Genomic DNA, 17,632 nt, shown 5'->3' on the forward strand with positions numbered 1-17,632 from the left:
TACAGGTAGGGTGGGGACGCTCGGATTCTAGGGAGGAATGACAATGGCGGCGAACGCAACGAGGTCATCGATTGTGATGGCCGCGGGCACATTGGTGTCGCGACTGCTTGGATTTGTGCGCTCACCGCTCCTGCTGGGAGTGGTTGTTGGTGTTAATTCCATGGCGGCCGACGCTTTCGACATTGCAAATAAGCTCCCGAATTTGATTTACATGGCGGTGATCGGGGGCGTCGTCAACGCTGTTTTGATCCCCGCCATCGTGCGCGCAATGCGCGAGGGTGAAGAAACCGGCGCGGCCTTCATTAACAAGATTCTGACACTTGCGGCTGTGGGCTTGGGGGCGATCACGCTCGTATTGACTTTGGCCTCCCCCTGGCTGGTGAAAATCTTTGCCTCGTCTTTGCTCCCGGATTGGCACCATGTGGCGGTGGCATTCGCCTTCTGGTGTGTGCCTCAGATCTTTTTCTACGGCATGTACACCGTTATCGGTCAGGTGCTGAATGCGAAGGAAAACTTCGGTCCCTATATGTGGGCTCCGGCGCTGAACAATGTGGTTGCCTGCGTGGGCATTACCGCAATGATCGTGGTCTACGGCTCTGCGACCTCGACAATCACTGGTACGGCGTCCGTGTGGACTCCTGGGCGCATTGCTTTTCTCGGCGGTGTCTCCACGGCAGGCGTCGCTGCCCAGGCTCTTATTTTGCTCATTCCGCTTCGACGGCTCGGCGTGCGCTGGCGCCCTGATTTTTCCTGGCGTGGAGCTGGGATTGGAAAATCAGCTCGCGTGTCAACGTGGGTTTTCGCTGAAATGGCTGTTGGCATCATCCCGACAATTATTTTGACGAACATCGCAGCTCAGGCGGCAGCTCGAGGTGATGCCGCAGGAATTGATCGCTCCTACATTGCCGGGAATGCTGGCTATTCGGCGGCCTATATGCTCTATTCGTTGCCGCAATCTCTGATCGTGGTATCCGTGGTGACGGCGATCTTCACCTCACTGGCAAAGAACGCTCAAGCAAAGAATCTTCAAGCAATTCGTCGCGACTCCACCCGAGCGCTTCAGGTGATCGGCATGTTGATGTCGTGGTGTACGATTGGCCTCATCGTTCTCGCTCTACCGTTGACGCGACTCCTCATGGCCACGGTACCGATGAGTCAAGCAGGTGCGGTTGCCGATGTTCTGATCACAATGTCGTTGGGACTGGTCGGTGTTGGTGCTGCAACAGTCCTCAACCGGATCTATTACGCCTACGAAGACACTCGGGGCGCATTCATTATCGGAATTCCTCTGAAAATCATGGCCGTGGTGGGCTACCTGCTGTCGGGTATGCTCTCACCGTCGCTCACCGTGGCAGGAATCGGATTGACGATGGCGATCACTAATACGATCTCGGTTCCACTCATGTTGTGGGATTTGCGCCGTCATATCGGCAAGGTCGCTCTATGGCCGATCGTCTGGACCTACATCCGATACTTCGTCATTTCGGTGATCTCCAGTTTCTTTGGGGTCATTATTTTGTCGAATCTGACAGCGGGTGCCGGTCTTCCACTTTCGCTTGCTGCGCTCCAGATTGTGGTTGTCGGCACAGCGATGACGGCAGTATTTTTCATTCTCTCGAAGCTTTTTGGTATGCCAGAGGTGGTCTACCTCGAGCGTATGATTTTTAGCATTTTGGCGAAGTTCGGTGCCACACGCACCTCACGGGAAGTGCCTCGCCATGGAAGGAAACATCATGATCGATAACGTGTTGCCGGTGATTTTCGGCTACGATATTTCCGCCTATTCCTTTGCCCGGCTCTTCCACGAGTTCGGCGGTTACCGTTCGTTGGTTGTTGCCGACGCCGATCGGGGGCCGATTCAACATTCGCGGCTTTTCGACGTACGACGGGTTCCTCGCCAGGTGCGTCAAAATGAGGATCTTTTCTACGCTGAGTTAGCCAAAATCGAGGAAGAATACCCTGATTCCACGCTCCTCCTTCTGGTCAACACAGATGACGAAGTGGAATTTGTGTCGCATCACCGCGGACGCCTGGAACGGTGGATCGCTCCATATTCGAGCGAAGAAGTGATCGAACGAGCGTCGAATAAAGATTCTATGGCTGAGCTCATCACGAACCTTGGACTAGCTGTGCCTGCCCGCATCGATATCGCTATTACCCCGCAGCTAGGCACCGACGTTGCGACTAACATGCAACATTCGCAGGCAGACGTTGCCCCGGCGTCGGCAGATCGTCTGCGTGAACGGTGGGCGCAACATCTGCACACGCTCCAGTTTCCGGTGATCGCGAAGCCTCAAGACGCACGATTTTCCCTGGATCGCTGGTGGAATCAGGGCCTACGTAAGGTGAAAGTTCTGCCGACGGTTGCCGAGGCTCTTTGTTGGTTCGACGAACTCGTACGCAATGGCGTGAACACAAAATTGATTGTTCAAGAGCTTATTCCTGGCCACGATACCGCGCAGTGGTTGGTCAACGGCTACGTCAATTCTGCTGGTGAGATCAGTGCGATTGGAAGTGGACATGTGCTGCTTGGACTGCATCAGCCGGCGTACATTGGAAATGCTGGGATTGTCTTACTCGAGAAAAATGACGAACTCATTGCTCAAGCCGCTCAAATTGTCAAGGCTGCTGGCATCAGGGGCTTCTTCTCGATGGATGTCAAGGTCGATCCTCGTGACGGCACCGCATACTGGCTCGATCTCAATCCGCGTATTGGGCGCGGGCATTACTATCTCAAGGTTGGCGGCGTGGATCTTGCGAAGGCGTTGATCGACGACGTCGAGGGGCGGCCTATGCAGTTCCAGACCAACTCCGCTACGGGAATTTTCTCGATCATTCCGCAAGTAATCGCCACACGAAAATACGTTCCTGACGCTGAACTGTGGAAGAAGGTGAAGGACGCGCGCAAAGTGGCAAAGGTCGATCCGCTTGCATATTCGAAAGACCGTCATCTCAAACGCTGGATTTACCGCACGCTTCACGGGATCAATGAAGCGCGTCGAATGCGTCAGTTCTACCCTGAACCCACGTACACAGGGTTCTAGATCGGCGCTGTTGAAGAAATACGTAGGCCCGTCGCCAACCCGAGTTACGTGTTGGCGACGGGCCTACGTATTGAGCCAGTGAAGGCGAAAATCAGATCGTGGCTTTTGTCAGCTTCGCAGCGAGGGGAGAAATCGCGAGCTGGTACGTGCCGATGAACTCTTCGACATTGCCGTTCAAGAGCCGCTTGAACTTCACAACCGAGGCATCAGGTGCATCCGGGCCGAAGTTCCCCGAAACTCCGAACGTGTTGTACGTATCGAGACCGTGTTCGACTGCCCAGCGGAAGAGAGATCCTTCGACGGGGTAGTTTCGTGCGAACTGGACAAATCGTTTGTCCATGCCACCAAGGAGTCCCACAAGTTCGTTGCCACAACGGAATGCTAAAGCACCATTGATCGCTATTTTCTCCCCGTATTCATCGAGAGTTGCTTGAGCTTCTAAGCGCTGGGCTTCATTCTGTTCAAGCGCCTTCTTTTGCTGAGCCAGTTCAGTGTCGCGCTTAGCTGTCTGTTTACGTGCCTCAAGCGTCGCAATACGCTCTTCGGTCGCTCGGCGATCGGCGTCGAGCTCTTCAAGGTAGCGAGCCGGATGCATGTAAGCGATGCACAAGAAGCCGTTTTCTGGTCCGACATCCTTCATGAGCTCGCTGAAGAGCGCAATCTGGTTTGCAGAAAGATCGGCCATCTCGTGCCGATCCTGTGCGGCCGAGAACAAATCAGTGAAGGTGTCCCACGCCTGCGGGCCTTCAAACTTTACTTCGACGCCGTAGCGTTCAGTATTGCGGAAGCGACGGCGTAGCGTTTTCGAAATTGATCCGATTGCTTCATCGAAATCCATCCCGGCAATGTTTTTGGTGTAGATGTAGCGAATCTGCACGTCAGAGCGCTCATAGAACTCGGCATTGACATGCGTAAATCCGCAACGGCGAAGCAGAGCGTCCGCGTGAGCGCCCTGAGCAAGATCTGCCTCAACGATCTGGGTATCTTCGTAAGCGTTCTTCGCCACGATCGGATTGACATCAACTGTGAGCACATTTCGCTTTGCTTTGAGATGTGAACGCAGGCCTTCAAAAAAGGCCGTCACACCGGCGTCGTCGGTCCAATCTAACGTCGGGCCGTAGGTGAGATGGGCCTTGCGAAAGAGCTTCTTCCACGGCTGGTACGTCAGTACACCGGCACCGGTGACGGTTCCGGAGGGATCTTTGATTCCGACGAACTCGGCTTGCGCGCCGACAGCTGTCTTCGCATCAGCGTAGGCAGGGAGCTGGGGGATGAAGTGGCGGCGGTTCGCGATAAACGTTTCGTATTCGGATCGAGTCAGCGTCACAAAATTCATGTTTCCCATTCTTCCTTATTTTCACCGGTAATGGGGTTAACGGAGCCAGTCGGTTCCTCATTGACACCTCGCTGGTGACGACCCGGTAGCATGTTCGCAGACGTACACAAAGGGGCGGAGAAGATGATGGACGAGGGTTTTTCAGGGTTCTTAGTAGTTCTCGGAATTGGCATAATCGTGCTCGGGTGGGGGATCGCCCGGCTTATCCGTGATCGTCGGCGTCCTGCCACCGGGCTTTGGCTACTTTCAGGTGGCTTACTGACATGGATTGGTCTAGCGGCTGTGGTGTCATTGGTTTCACCAGCGCTTGGGCTGATAATGTTCTACGGGCTATTTCTTGGCGGATTTGTGCTGGCGATGGGATTATCGCTGCTGCTCATTGCCAACGGCTACTACGTGATGAAGAGGCACGGTGTGAACCTTACACGTGCTCTTCCGCTTGTTGCAGGAGCTGGAACGTTTCTCGCTACGGTTCTCATTGTGTATTTTCATTCGAGCGTTTTTCTCCATCTTCTTGACTCGAACAGTGGGTGGGCGGATGTGCGTCTGATCACTGTAGCTTTCTGGTACATCCTCGTCGTCGGCTATATTGGTTTCAACCTTGTGGCCTATACCCTTCAGGCATGGATTCACAGCTTGTGGCCGCGTGAAGAACGTTACGACGTCGTCGTCGTTCTTGGGGCAGGGCTCATCGGAGATAGAGTAACCGCGTTACTGTCGGGCAGACTTGACCGCGGAATAGGAATTGCTCGCGAGGCAGGTGCGCGAGTAATCGTGTGTTCCGGCGGGCAAGGAAGCGATGAGAAAGTATCGGAAGCAGAGGCGATGAGTCGTTATGTCCGCGAAGTCAGTGGCAATGAATTCACTGTGCTGAAAGAAGAGCGATCCACAACAACCGCTGAAAATCTCCTTTTGACGCGTGCGTTGCTCACGAAAGTTGGTGCCGATAGAATCACCGACGGCTGACACCGTGACGGCTCCTGATGGGGACCCACAGTATTCCCAGGCCGGTAAGATGCCCCTGCAGGTGGCTGTGGCAACCTCGAATTTCCATGCGTTGCGTGCGGGAGCTTTGGCACGTCGTTTAGGGCTGCCGTGGCATGTGTATGGTTCTCCCACTGCCCTCTACTACATTCCAACGTCGTTTTTGCGCGAGTTCGCTGCGAATATGATGTTCCACTGGAAACTTCACGCCGTGATGCTCACACTTATGACTTTTGTGATCGGTCTGGCCGGGATGATGTGAGGTTCAGGGATATCAGCGAGAATGTCCTTTTATATAGCAGTGGTGGGAGCACACCCGGCAAAGCCGAGACGTGCTCCCACCACTGCTATATCGAATCGTTATGCTCGCTTCCTTGATACCACCAGTGTGCCGCCGACGGCGAGTGCCATCAGCATGAGCGCTAGTGTTTCAGCAACTCCGCTAGCACCGGTGTGAGAGAGGCTCGACGGGAAACCGGCGGCCTTGAGCTCGGCACTCGTCGGCGTGCATGGAGCACCCGACGCCGTCTGCCACTTGCCCTGTGGAGCCGACGGGGCAGCGTTTGCAGCCGTTGTCTGCGCACCGGAAAGAATCTGCGGACCGAAGTCGAAGTGACCCGAGTTCGCATTTCCTGTTCCACCGACGTTGAAGGTCAAAGTGGTCGAACCGGTGACGCGCTTGCCGTCCTTGGTCGTTGCTGACATTGTCAGGCCGACCTTGTAGATGCCGGGCTTGGAGAACATCCAGTTCGGGTGAACGTGGGTATTCGCCGGGATCGTGGCTGTGCCGCCTCCACGATTACCGTTACCAGAGAACCACATATCGCCCACAATTTGGCCGAGCTGGGATCCAGAAGTGTAAACCTCCATCATCCCCGGTCCTGAGAAGGACGTCAGTGAAATTGAGGTCGATCCCTTGATGTTCTCCAGTGCAGTAGGATGCTGAGTGTTCATTCCCACCCAAGGAATACCGTTAACCTGTGCAGACGAAATCATCCATACTGTGGTGTTCTTCGGGATGCTGCCAATGGACTGCGGAGTGCTTGTCTTTCCTGCGTTACCAATTCCGAAGGTCAGCGAGGTAGGGGAGACCCACTTAGCTGGGACGGAACGGTCATCCTTGATCATCGGCACGATATTCATGCCAGCTTTTCCTGCTGCCGGCTGAGCAGCTGCAGCAGTGCGTGCCGACTTGTCGGGGACGAAGATGCAGGCTTCGCGAGTGGAAGCGCCGCTCATCGTCGTAGCGAGGGATGCGCCTGAGTGAGAGACACCCGCCTTACCGGTGCCAGAGTTCCCTGACTGACCGTGGTTGTTGGCGGAATGCTGGTTATTGCCAGCAGAATGACCGTGAGCCTTTCCTGTCTTTTCCGCAGCGGATGCGCTCTTCTTCGCTGGTGCTTTCGTTTCATTCGGGAGCTTGGTTGAATCTCCCACGATGAATGTGTAGACACCAGTATTCGACTTGACCGCTACTCCACCTGCCTTCGGGGTGGACTCGGCATGGACCGTGAACCGGTAGACACCAGGGGTTTCAAACATCCAGTTCGCATGAACGTGAGCTGGGGTTGCTTGATCGATGTAATCGCCGTTGGAAAGCTTGAAATTACCAGACTTCAGGGCTGGCTTTACATCGCCGAATGTGCCACTGAGGAACAGGAATGCTCCACCCGGTCCTTCCACTTTATCGAAGACAATCTTCGTTGCCTCAAAGTCGGGGCGAACAGCCCCCGTGTCCCAACCTGGCCACACCATTTTGGTGGTGTCTGCGCCATTCGCCGGCAGGAAGAATCCCTGTTTCGGCAATACGGATGGGAAGGTATCAGGAGTGTTGATTTGACGGTCATCCTTGATACGCAGTGCAATGCTCTCAGGCTTGTGGAGTTGCGGCTTTCCAGTGGTATCTTCCTTTGCCGTCAGGACGATCTTGCCGTCCTTGGCTGCAACGTTGAAGATGTCAAAGTGGCCGTGATCGAACACCGTCACCTTGGTTGCGCGTGGTGCAGCTGGCTTCTTGTGTTCAGACTGCTTTGCGGTGTCGTTCTTCGACGAGGAATCATCGGTTGCCTTCGGTTGAGGAGTCTTATCGCCGATGAGCCATGTGTAGGTTGCTTCGTTGGAGACAACACGAACGGAATCAGCCTTGGGCAGACCCATCAAAGAACCCGCTGCGAGCGCACTCTTTGCGTCAGCTGCTTGAACAGTCATAGTGTAGACACCAGGAGCAGTGAACAGCCAAGAGGTGTGAACGTGCATCGGGGTCTTCTGTAAGATCGAATCGCCTGAATTCAGCTCCATATTGCCATCGACAAGTGGCGAGATAATCCTGCCGCTTGGGGATGGATGGAACATGAATACCTTGCCATCCTTCGGTGTGGTCACCTTTGTGAAATTAATCGAGATTGGACCAAAGTGTGGCCGGACAAGGGAAGTATCCCAGCCTGCAAATGGGGCATAAGTTTGATCTTCGCCCCCACTGGACAAAAGGTATCCGTGTGGCGCTGTTTTCTTGGCCAGTCCGGCCGGAATATCCTGCTTCGACTTGTCGCTCACACGTAAGAAGAAGCTCTCTGGTGCGCGCAGCACTGGCTTTTCGCCGGTTGTGTCATCCTTGGCGTTAAGTACGAGCTTCTTGCCTTCTGCAACAACGTTGAAGAGGTCGATGTGGCCACTTGAAAGCTCAAGCTTCTTTGCGGAAGGCGTTGACTTCTGGTTGCCTTCGTCTGCGGTTGTCTTACCTGGGACAAGCTCTGTCCACGGAATGCTTTTCTTGGGATTTTCTGGCTGTGGCTTCACTGTATCGTCCGGCGCGGAGAGGTCACCTGCGGCGTCCTTGTTTGGATCGGCAGAATTAGGCTTAACAATCCAGTTGTAAGTCTTGACAGCTGATTCGACTTTGCCATTCTTGCCATCAGCGACGACCTTTACCTTCATGACATATTTGCCTGGCTTGGTAAAGACCCAATGAAGATGCTTATGGTACGAAGCCGGTACGGAGTATGTAGAGCCAGCTTCGACGTAGTACTTCTTATTGTCGAGGAATGGGGCGGGGATAGCTTTGAGAGCTACTGAATCGAAGCCAGAGTTATCAACGAAAGCAAGCTTTCCTGGTCCAGTGAGAGATTCAAAGACAACTTTCGCATTCTTTAAACCCTTCTTGTCGTATTGATTCGATGCAAAGCCTGGATATAGCCCATTTCGTGCTTTCACGGACGGGGAAATATAACCAGCAGTCTCTCCCCCGGGAAGGTTGTATTCAAGTCCGGTTTCATAGGTGTCAGCGGTCATAATGAAACGAGCTGACTCTGGCGTCCGGATGACGCTTTGCCCAGTAATATCCTCCTTTGTTAAAAGGTCGATATGCTGAGAGTCGGAGGCGTAGACGTAGAAAGAATCAAGATGTCCACCGGAAAGGTCAACGGAGTTAGTCAGTGGCTCCAACGACTCTTGTTCAGTTGTATTTGATTCAGGCGATTCTTGGTCGGTGACATGAGCGTCATCGGGATCCTCGTCCTCATCTTTATCGTTAGCCGAGGAGTTATCCTCATCCTTGTCGGACTCACCTGGGGCTTTGTCCTCGGAATTCTTATCCTCGTCGTCGTTAGTCGTCTTGTCAGGATCCGTTACCGCCGTCTTACCGCCGAGATCTTCAGCTCGAACGCCATTGGGGCGGTCTTTTTTGGTGGGATCAGTACCAAGGCTCTTGACCTCAGATGGCTGGGACTTATCCGCCTCGGACTTCGTCACCTCGTAGGTTTGGGTGACGGGAGTGCCCTTGATGACCTTGCCATCTTTGACTCCCAGCGGAGTTGCAGTGAACGTGTACTTTCCCGCGTGCTGGAAGTACCACGAACCGTGGGTGTGACCGAAGACGGGAAGGTAGGAACCGTCTTTCACGAAGTACTGGTTACCCGCCAGCACGGGCATGATCTTTGTGTCATCGGTGGGATGGTTCCCATAAATCGAAAATTGGCCCGGGCCCTTCACGTCGCTGAAGAGGACTCCGTTTGCTGTGAACCCGTTAGATTCAGGCTTTCCGCTCCACCCTGGTGAAAAATATTCACTTTGGCTGGTTGTGTAGTAGGCCTTGTGCCCGGTCTCAGCGAAAGCCGCGAAGTTCGGTTTATCCTCTTCGTCCAGGCTAGATCCAGGATCATCGATATAGGCGGTTTTATCGATCACAAAGGTGGCGTTCCCATTGTATATCTGATCTCGTAGGCCGTTCTTCACCTGGATCGTGGGGACACCGGAGACGGTTGTGATTGAAAAACCGTCGGTATGGTCGCGGGAAAAGACGTTTTCCCCCGAGGCGCTTGCTGTCACAGGAGTGAGTGACATGAGCGCAAAGCTAGCTACCGCCGCAAGACTTGCGGCTTTGAGCGCTTTAATTTTCATTTGTATTTCTTTCTAATCTGATGCTATGAGCACGAGGAATCGATAGAAATTCCTAGTGAGATGATAGCAAAAATGATTACCATTCTCATATGGGTGGGGTGTGACCTTTTTACTTCTGAAATGGGGTAGTGGCCATTCGCGCAAACGCTGGTATCGTGGAGGTATGTCATTAGCCGCCACAGAACTTGTCTCATTTACGTCACCTTTCGCCCAGGATGCACTTGCGCTGTATCACAAGGCCTTTCCACCTGCTGAACTGGTACCCGAAGAAGACATTGCGCGACTCGTTGGTGAAGGCAAGATTCAGGCGACGGCCTTTCATGATGGTGATGTTTTTCTTGGTGGAACAATTTCCATGCACTGGGATGACATTTTCTATCTCGTGTTTCTCGCTACGCACTCGCAGCAACGAGGGCGGGGAGTGGGTGGCGCGATCCTCAATTATTACCGTGATCTTTACCCTCAACATCGCCATATTCTCGAACTGGAAACTCTTGATGATGACCGTGCGCCGAATGGTGAACAGCGTGTGGCACGTGAGCGTTTTTATCTGCGTCATGGATTTCGTTATGCAGGTTTCTCATCGGTCGAAGAAGGTGGAGTTTTCGATTTTCTGATTCGCGGCGGGGACATTAGCCTGGGCGAAGTCAAAGAAATGATTGAGGAAAAAATCGGTGCCTGGCAGGTTGAACTCATTGAACGCCCCCGCAAGAGTGACAAACATTTTGTGTGGCGTTCGTAGGAAGGTCTCTTCTTGCCGTACCTGGCTCGACTCGGCGTCCTAACATTAAAACGTGAGGGAAGAATTACTCCAGAGGTTCTTGCGCTACAGCGCAATTGAATCGCAATCGAATGCAAAAGCCGATCACGTCCCATCGACACCCGGACAATGGGAGATGATCCGTCTGCTCGAATCTGAGCTCGGGCAACTAGGCGCACAAAATATTTTCGTGGATTCACATGCCTGTCTCACCGCAGTTTTTCCGGCAACTGGTGTCGGGCCGTCCGTCGGTTTTTGTGCTCACGTCGATACTGCCGACGTCGGGCTCTCGCCGCGCGTTAACGCGCAAGTCCATCACTACGAGGGCGGAGACATCGATTTGGGAAACGGTATCCTCTCGGTCACCGATTTTCCTGAGCTTCAACGCTACGTGGGTGACACCATCATCACAACTGACGGAACTTCAGTGCTGGGTGCAGATGACAAAGCGGCGATCGCGGAAATCATGACGGCCCTTGGACGTTTGGAGAACTTCCCTCACGGTGAGGTCCAGATTGCGTTTGTTCCTGACGAAGAAATCGGTTTGCGCGGGGCAAAAGTCCTCGATATGGCTCGGTTCAATCCCGATTTCGCCTACACTCTTGACTGTGGCCCCGTAGGTGAAGTCGTGTGGGAAACTTTCAATGCAGGATACGCGTATATCGAGATCACTGGAGTCGCGGCCCACCCGATGAGCGCAAAGGGCGTTCTTGTTAATCCTCTACTCATTGCGATTGACATCGCCAATACATTCGATCGCACTCAGACTCCGGAATGTACTGATGGCCGTGAGGGCTACATTTGGGTTCAGGAGATGGAGGGTGGTCAATCGCGTGCCACGCTCACCCTCAATATTCGTGATCATTCACGCCAAGGCTACGAAGAAAAGAAAAAGCGCGTTCGTTCTGCCGTTGCTGACGCACGTGTACGCGAGCCGCGTGCGAAAATCGAGCTCACGGAAGAAGATACATACGCGAATATTGCCGATTCGATGACGGATGAGAACCGCGTCGGCCTGACGCGACTCCTCGATGCTTGCGCACGCATCGGTGTCGAAGTGAAACCGACACCGATGCGCGGCGGAACTGACGGCTCGTATTTCTCTACCCGCGGTCTTTTCACACCAAATTTCTTCACCGGTGCTCATAATTTTCATTCACGTCACGAGTTCTTGCCTCTCGGGTCAATGGAGTCTGCCACGCGCATCATCCTTGAACTCGTTTCTGCCAAGTAACACAACTGAAAGGGATAAGTTGATAGAGCTACTTTCTGCACAACCACTGATGACCGTTTTCCTCGTGGTCACCCTCGGTGCGCTCCTGGGAATGATCCCTTTTGGCCCTCTCAAACTCGGTGCTGCAGGCGCACTGTTTGTCGGACTTCTGGTAGGTAACTTCGTCCCTGAGATGGGAAAAACTCTGGGGCTTATTCAGAGCCTGGGATTGGGTCTCTTCGTCTACATGGTCGGCATCAGTGCTGGCCAGACGTTCTTTTCCGATCTGCGGCGACAGGCGAAATTCATCTTCTCGTCTGTATTGGTCCTCGGAGTCGGCGGCGGAGTCATCGTGTTCTTGGGTAATGTGCTGGGGCTTTCGCGTGACCTTGGCATCGGCGTTTTCGCTGGTGCCATGACGACGACGCCGGCGCTCGCAGCCGCAACCGATGCTGCGACGAATAAAGACGCTCCCGGTGTGGGATACGCACTGGGATATCCGATGGGTGTGATCGTGGCAATCATCCTCGTGTCGATCGTGGTAGGACGCAAGTGGGGCGAGAAGAATGACATCCCGTCTCGCTCTGGTGACCATCTCTCTGCCGTCACCGCCATTGTCCACCGTCCGATGCCTGTGCGCGAAGTTCCGGGGTGGAAAGAGCAGCAGGTGCGCCTGTCCTACCTGCGCCGTGGAGATTCAGTTCGTGTCATCTCTCCTGGGGAAGAGTTCATCGAAGGTGACCGCGTCGTCGTGGTTGGCATGGCTGACGATGTCGATGCTGCTGTCGATGCGCTCGGTGAAGTGGTTCCCTCCCACCTTGCAGATGACCGCTCAACGGTTGATTTCCGTCAGTTCCTTGTCTCCAACGATGATCTTGCTGGCCGCAGCGTGGTCGAACTCAATGTTGGTGGCCGTTTTGGGGGCGTGATTACGCGTATTCATCGAGGCGATATTGAAATGCTTGCCGCTGACGATATGAGCCTTGAACTAGGGGATCGAGTGCTTGTGGCGTTCCCTCGTCGTGAATTTGATGCGTTGAGCTCTTTCTTTGGCAACTCCGTTCGTCGTATCTCCGAAGTTGATGCCATTCCGATGGGTTTGGGTATGGTGCTTGGCTTGTTGCTTGGCATGGTTCAATTCACTCTCCCAGGGGGTAGCTCGTTCTCGCTGGGAGCAGCTGCTGGCCCTCTCGTTGTCGGAATGATCCTGGGATACCTCCAGCGTACGGGTCCGATTGTGTGGCAGCCGCCGATGGCTGCAAATCTGACGATTCGGCAGCTCGGTCTTTTGCTCTTCCTTGCTGCAGTGGGCATTGCTTCTGGACCAGCCTTTGCAAAGACAGCGTTCACGCCGCAAGGTCTGCGCGGTGGCTTGCTCGGTCTGGCAGTTGCACTTGTGGTTCTTATCCTCACTGCAGTGATGGGGAAAGTCCTCGGCCTGTCGGCTCAGCGCACTGCTGGGGCGATGGCCGGAATCCTCGGACAGCCAGCCATTCTGGCGTATGCTCAAGGCAAGGTGAACGATGAACGTATCGAGTCTGGCTACGCTGCGCTCTTTGCCTTTGGAATTATCGTCAAGATCATCCTCGTCTACCTTCTCGTCGCAATCTAGCGGCTGTGTTGGTTGTGACAAAGGAATAGCAAAAGCGATCAAAACGCGGATCGCTTTTTACCAATTTCGTGCAACACACCCGATAACTCGCCGTTTTGCCCGCTTATCCGTTAGGTTTTTACTTAGCGGTTCAATCGAACCCGTCAGACATATCCGTTTTATCGAGAGGAAAATAATGTCCCTCAACCGCACTGAGCTCATTGCAAAGATCGCTGAAGAGGCCGGTCTCACGAAGACCGACGCCGACAAAGCCATTTCTGCTCTCCAGACCGTTCTGGTTGACGCCCTCGCCAAGGGTGATTCAGTGAAGATCACCGGCCTGATGTCCGTTGAGCGCACCGAGCGTGCAGCTCGCAAGGGTCGCAACCCGCGTACCGGCGAAGAGATCCAGATCCCTGCTGGTTACGGCGTAAAGATCTCCGCTGGCTCCAACCTCAAGAAGGCTGTTGCTAAGTGAGTGATCGCTCATAGATGACTCATGTGAAGGAGGCACCTGCGGGTGCCTCCTTCATTTTTATGAGGAGAAAACACAACCGATATGCTCCTAAAACACACGCAAGGACGTTCCTTGAAGCGAGTAGTACTCAATTCTCGAATGTGGTGAATGCCCATTTGCTGGGGGTATGAAACCGCCAGGTGCGGAACTAGAATGGGGCATATGATTACTCCTTCGTATGGTCCATCAGAACCTGGTCACTTGGATCCGGGGCAGCCCGAATCAGTCGGCGGCACCGCAGTTCTTGAAGAGGTTCGCGAAGAAGTTCAGCCTGGCGATAATGAGCGGTATGCGCACTACGTGCGTAAGGATAAGATTATCCGCTCGGCTATCGAAGGACGTCCTGTTGTGGCGCTATGCGGAAAAGTTTGGGTGCCGATGCGTAATCCTGATCGTTTTCCGGTGTGTCCTACGTGCAAAGCAATTCATGAATCGATGAAGAATGGCGGCGGAGATTCATCCTGGCCATTTGGCCCGAACGTTCCGGGTAATCAATGAGCGCGGGACGTCAAAGCCAACCCTCCCTTTTCTCCGCCGAAAACCTTTCTCCCTCATATCCCCAGCGCGCTGCGTGGGGTACAGCAGGGAGTCTGCGCGCGTGGCAAGCAGAGGCGCTGGAACAATATCTTCGTGATATGCCGCAAGATTTTCTTGCGGTTGCTACCCCTGGCGCAGGCAAGACTACTTTCGCGCTGCGTGTTGCGGTGGAGATGCTTTCACGTGGTGAAGCATCTGAGTTGACAGTCGTCTGCCCAACTGAACACCTGAAGTATCAGTGGGCAGAGGCGGCAGCTCGCGTCGGTATCCAGCTTGATCCTGACTTTTCTAACTCGCAAAGCGGACTCGGGCGCACATTCAACGGAGCGTGCGTGACCTACGCGCAAGTTGCCCGTGCTCCGATGATGCATCGTCACCGCACGTCGGCAAAGAAAACGATGGTGATTTTGGACGAAGTCCACCACGGGGGAGATAACCTGTCGTGGGGAGACGCCATCCGCGTTGCCTTCTCTCCGGCGGTTCACCGACTGTCGCTCACCGGTACCCCGTTCCGTTCTGACACGGCGAAAATTCCGTTCATCACCTATGAACCCGACGCGGACGGTATTTTGCGTTCGCGCGCAGATTACTCCTACGGCTACGCAAATGCTCTTCGCGACGGCGTCGTGCGTCCGGTCATTTTCATGTCCTATTCGGGTGAAATGACGTGGCAGACCAAACACGGTGAGGTCTACCAATCAACATTGGGAGAGGCGTCAACGAAGGACATCACGTCGCTTGCGTGGCGTACGGCTTTGGACCCAGGTGGCGATTGGATTCGCGCTGTGCTCGCTGCCGCTGATGATCGACTCAGCATCGTGCGTAAGGGGGTGCCCGACGCCGGCGGTCTGGTCATCGCGACGGATCACAAGACTGCGCGTGCCTACGCCACGATCCTTGAGCAGATTTGTGGCCAGAAAACGACGGTAGTGCTCTCAGACGACGCAACCGCATCCGACAAAATTGCGGAGTTTTCCGCCAACACAAAGCGTTGGATGGTGGCCGTGCGCATGGTGTCGGAGGGTGTGGACGTACCGCGACTCTGCGTCGGAGTGTATGCAACTTCCACATCCACACCGCTGTTCTTTGCTCAGGCCATCGGGCGTTTCGTGCGTGCGCGCAAACGCGGCGAAACTGCTTCGGTGTTCCTTCCATCTGTGGAGGTGTTGCTCGGACTGGCGGGTGCGCTTGAAAAGGAACGAGATCACGCGCTAGTGAAGAATCCAGCTCAAGAAGGCTGGGATGACGAAGCCTTAGCGCAAGCGAATCGTGAAGAGAGCGCCTCGGACGACGTTGAAGGACCTGGATATCAGGCCCTTTCATCTGACGTTACCTTTGACCGCGTGGTTTTCGACGGAGCAGATTTTGGCCAGTGGGCCGAGGTCGGCTCTGATGAAGAAGCTGATTTCCTGGGTATCCCAGGTCTTCTTGAGCCTTCAGAAGTGACACAACTTTTGCGTCAGCATCAAGCAGAACAGGCTGCCGCCTCGAAAAAACGTGGTGATGGGCCGTCGCCGGTGATGGATTCACGCAAGCGTCGCGAAAAGCGCAAGGAGTTGTCTCAGCTTGTGGCTGCATTTGCAGCAAAGACCGGCCGACCTCACGCACTGATTCACACTGAGCTTCGCAAGGCTACTGGTGGTCCTGACGTCGCAAGAGCTTCGCTTGAACAGATTGAAGCGAGGATCCTCAAAATCCAGCGATGGTTCGTTGGGAGGAAATAAAACATCAAAAGACTGATGGTGGGGAGCACATTGTGCTCCCCACCATCAGTCGAATGTATGTTTCTATTCGTCGTCGCCCTCAAAGACATCCTCAAGGCGAGTAGGAATACCTGGCTCGCCCTGGGACAAGCGCCATGCTGCATAGGGCAGAGCGGCACGCGAGTTGCGATGACGCTCAGCAGCCAACGCTAGTGAATCAGGCTCCCGGTACATTTCGTTGATGACGCCGTTGTCGATCAGCGTCACCTGAAGCGGGCGAGCGTGCTGGGAAGCGAGATAGTCTAAGCCTTGCTGATAGTCGCGCGCAGAGACGACTACCTCTTCCACAGCACGGCCGGTTTCATCGTGACGGCGTCCGGCGATCTTCAGTCCGCCCACCGAGGCCTTGTGATCCGATTTCTTGGAGACCTCTTTCCACGTGCCGTCAGCATTTTCGCGTGCGACAAGTTTGTAGACGAGCTCCGCCGTCGGATGGCCGGAGCCGGTGACAAGCTTCGTCCCTACACCGTAGGAATCCACAGGAGCAGCCCCCAGCGCAGCAATAGCGTATTCGTCAAGATCTGACGTTACGGTGATCTTGGTGGAAGTTGCCCCCAGATCGTCAAGCTGCTGACGGACAGTGAAGGCTGAGGCAACAAGATCCCCAGAATCGAGACGAACAGCTCCGAGCTCGCCGCCAGCTGCACGAGCGGCCTCGACTGCCTTCTTCACGCCTTCGGTGACGTTATACGTGTCAACGAGGAGAGTTGTCTGCGTGCCCATGGTTGCAATCTGCGCTGCGAATGACTCTTCTTCGGAATCGTGCAGAAGCGTGAAGGAGTGTGCTGCAGTGCCGATTGGCTTAATGCCATATTCGCGTGCCGCTTCCAGATTCGATGTTCCCATGAAGCCGCCAATGACTGCTGCCCGTGCTGCCGCAACTGCTGCGATTTCGTGAGCTCTGCGCGCACCCATATCCAGGCATGGGCGATCGTGGGCTGCCGTTGTCATGCGCGATGCGGCAGTGGCTACCGCGGAATCGTAATTCAAGATCGAGAGCAGAACGGTTTCCAAAATGCAGGTTTCGGCGAAGGTTCCGCGAACGGTCAGAATAGGAGAGTTCGGGAAGTAGCATTCGCCTTCGGGGTAGCCATACATCGAACCTGAAAAACGGTAGTTTGCGAGGAAATCCAATGTCTGTTCAGACAGGAAATTTTGCGACCTCAGATAGTCGATTTCCTCAGCGTTAAAGCGGAATTTCTCTACGGCATCCAATATTCGTGCAGTTCCTGCGACGACGCCGTAACGACGACCGCCGCTGAGACGTCGTCCGAATACTTCAAAAACAGATTGACGAAACGCTGTGCCCGAATGAATCGCCGAGTCCAGCATCGTCAGCTCGTACATGTCGGTGAGCAACGCCGTGGAAGTTGTGGTCATAGAATCTACAGTAGTGTCCATCGTGTGACTGCGCCTACTTTTTGATGGAAAAGGTACGAAAAATGTGGCTAAATGCGCTACAGGCGTAGCGGCCATGGACTGAATCTTGGGT

13 protein-coding genes are annotated in these 17,632 nt (G+C 54.4%); 10 read left to right on the forward strand and 3 right to left on the reverse strand.

Annotation, left to right across the window (positions count from 1 at the left end; genetic code table 11):
• The first annotated feature begins 43 nt into the window (after positions 1–43).
• Together murJ and P7079_RS02850 are read left to right on the forward strand one after the other, a co-directional pair.
• Positions 44–1,744 carry a murein biosynthesis integral membrane protein MurJ gene (gene murJ / locus P7079_RS02845; protein WP_278013327.1) on the forward strand — a complete coding sequence of 567 codons (1,701 nt, stop codon included), beginning with the start codon at positions 44–46 and terminating at the stop codon, positions 1,742–1,744.
• Positions 1,734–3,044 (forward strand): carboxylate--amine ligase, encoded by a 1,311-nt coding sequence (locus P7079_RS02850; protein ID WP_278013328.1) that lies wholly within the window; start codon positions 1,734–1,736, stop codon positions 3,042–3,044. Before murJ ends, P7079_RS02850 begins: the two co-directional genes overlap by 11 nt.
• 91 nt (positions 3,045–3,135) lie before the next feature.
• Here the strand turns inward: P7079_RS02850 and P7079_RS02855 are convergent, their stop codons facing one another.
• Positions 3,136–4,389, reverse strand: a complete 1,254-nt coding sequence (locus tag P7079_RS02855; protein WP_278013329.1) for a peptidoglycan bridge formation glycyltransferase FemA/FemB family protein — start codon at positions 4,387–4,389, stop codon at positions 3,136–3,138.
• 114 nt (positions 4,390–4,503) lie between these two features.
• Between P7079_RS02855 and P7079_RS02860 the strand changes: the two genes are divergently transcribed.
• Both P7079_RS02860 and P7079_RS02865 read left to right on the forward strand, forming a co-directional pair.
• On the forward strand, positions 4,504–5,346 hold the full coding sequence (locus tag P7079_RS02860; RefSeq protein ID WP_278013330.1) for a YdcF family protein: 843 nt from the start codon (positions 4,504–4,506) through the stop codon (positions 5,344–5,346).
• Positions 5,321–5,626, forward strand: coding sequence for a YdcF family protein (locus P7079_RS02865; RefSeq protein ID WP_278013331.1), 306 nt, complete (start codon positions 5,321–5,323; stop codon positions 5,624–5,626). Before P7079_RS02860 ends, P7079_RS02865 begins: the two co-directional genes overlap by 26 nt.
• A 98-nt stretch (positions 5,627–5,724) precedes the next feature.
• Here P7079_RS02865 and P7079_RS02870 read toward each other — a convergent pair whose 3' ends face one another.
• Complete coding sequence (locus P7079_RS02870; RefSeq protein ID WP_278013332.1) at positions 5,725–9,759, reverse strand: TIGR03773 family transporter-associated surface protein; 4,035 nt, start codon at positions 9,757–9,759, stop codon at positions 5,725–5,727.
• 163 nt (positions 9,760–9,922) lie between these two features.
• On the opposite strand from P7079_RS02870, the gene P7079_RS02875 reads away from it, so the two are divergent.
• The 6 genes from P7079_RS02875 (at position 9,923) to P7079_RS02900 (ending at position 16,101) form a co-directional block, all read left to right on the forward strand.
• Entirely contained in the window at positions 9,923–10,501 is a 579-nt protein-coding gene (locus tag P7079_RS02875; RefSeq protein ID WP_278013333.1) for a GNAT family N-acetyltransferase, read from the forward strand.
• 52 nt (positions 10,502–10,553) lie between these two features.
• On the forward strand, positions 10,554–11,753 hold the full coding sequence (pepT, locus tag P7079_RS02880) for a peptidase T (RefSeq protein ID WP_278013334.1): 1,200 nt from the start codon (positions 10,554–10,556) through the stop codon (positions 11,751–11,753).
• 49 nt (positions 11,754–11,802) lie between these two features.
• Positions 11,803–13,344 (forward strand): aspartate:alanine exchanger family transporter, encoded by a 1,542-nt coding sequence (locus P7079_RS02885; RefSeq protein WP_278013335.1) that lies wholly within the window; start codon positions 11,803–11,805, stop codon positions 13,342–13,344.
• A gap of 175 nt (positions 13,345–13,519) precedes the next feature.
• Positions 13,520–13,801 carry an HU family DNA-binding protein gene (locus P7079_RS02890; RefSeq protein WP_278013336.1) on the forward strand — a complete coding sequence of 94 codons (282 nt, stop codon included), beginning with the start codon at positions 13,520–13,522 and terminating at the stop codon, positions 13,799–13,801.
• Positions 13,802–13,993: 192 nt separating this feature from the next.
• Positions 13,994–14,338, forward strand: a complete 345-nt coding sequence (locus tag P7079_RS02895) for a DUF3039 domain-containing protein (RefSeq protein WP_376986807.1) — start codon at positions 13,994–13,996, stop codon at positions 14,336–14,338.
• Positions 14,335–16,101: a DEAD/DEAH box helicase gene (locus P7079_RS02900; protein ID WP_278013338.1), complete on the forward strand. Its 1,767-nt coding sequence runs from the start codon at positions 14,335–14,337 to the stop codon at positions 16,099–16,101. The genes P7079_RS02895 and P7079_RS02900 overlap by 4 nt, the downstream gene beginning before the upstream one ends.
• Before the next feature lie 63 nt (positions 16,102–16,164).
• On the opposite strand, the gene P7079_RS02905 is transcribed toward P7079_RS02900, so the two are convergent.
• Positions 16,165–17,520: a nicotinate phosphoribosyltransferase gene (locus P7079_RS02905; RefSeq protein WP_278013339.1), complete on the reverse strand. Its 1,356-nt coding sequence runs from the start codon at positions 17,518–17,520 to the stop codon at positions 16,165–16,167.
• Between the last annotated feature and the right edge of the window lie 112 nt (positions 17,521–17,632).

This window comes from Arcanobacterium canis, from assembly GCF_029625435.1.
Lineage (GTDB): Bacteria > Actinomycetota > Actinomycetes > Actinomycetales > Actinomycetaceae > Arcanobacterium > Arcanobacterium canis.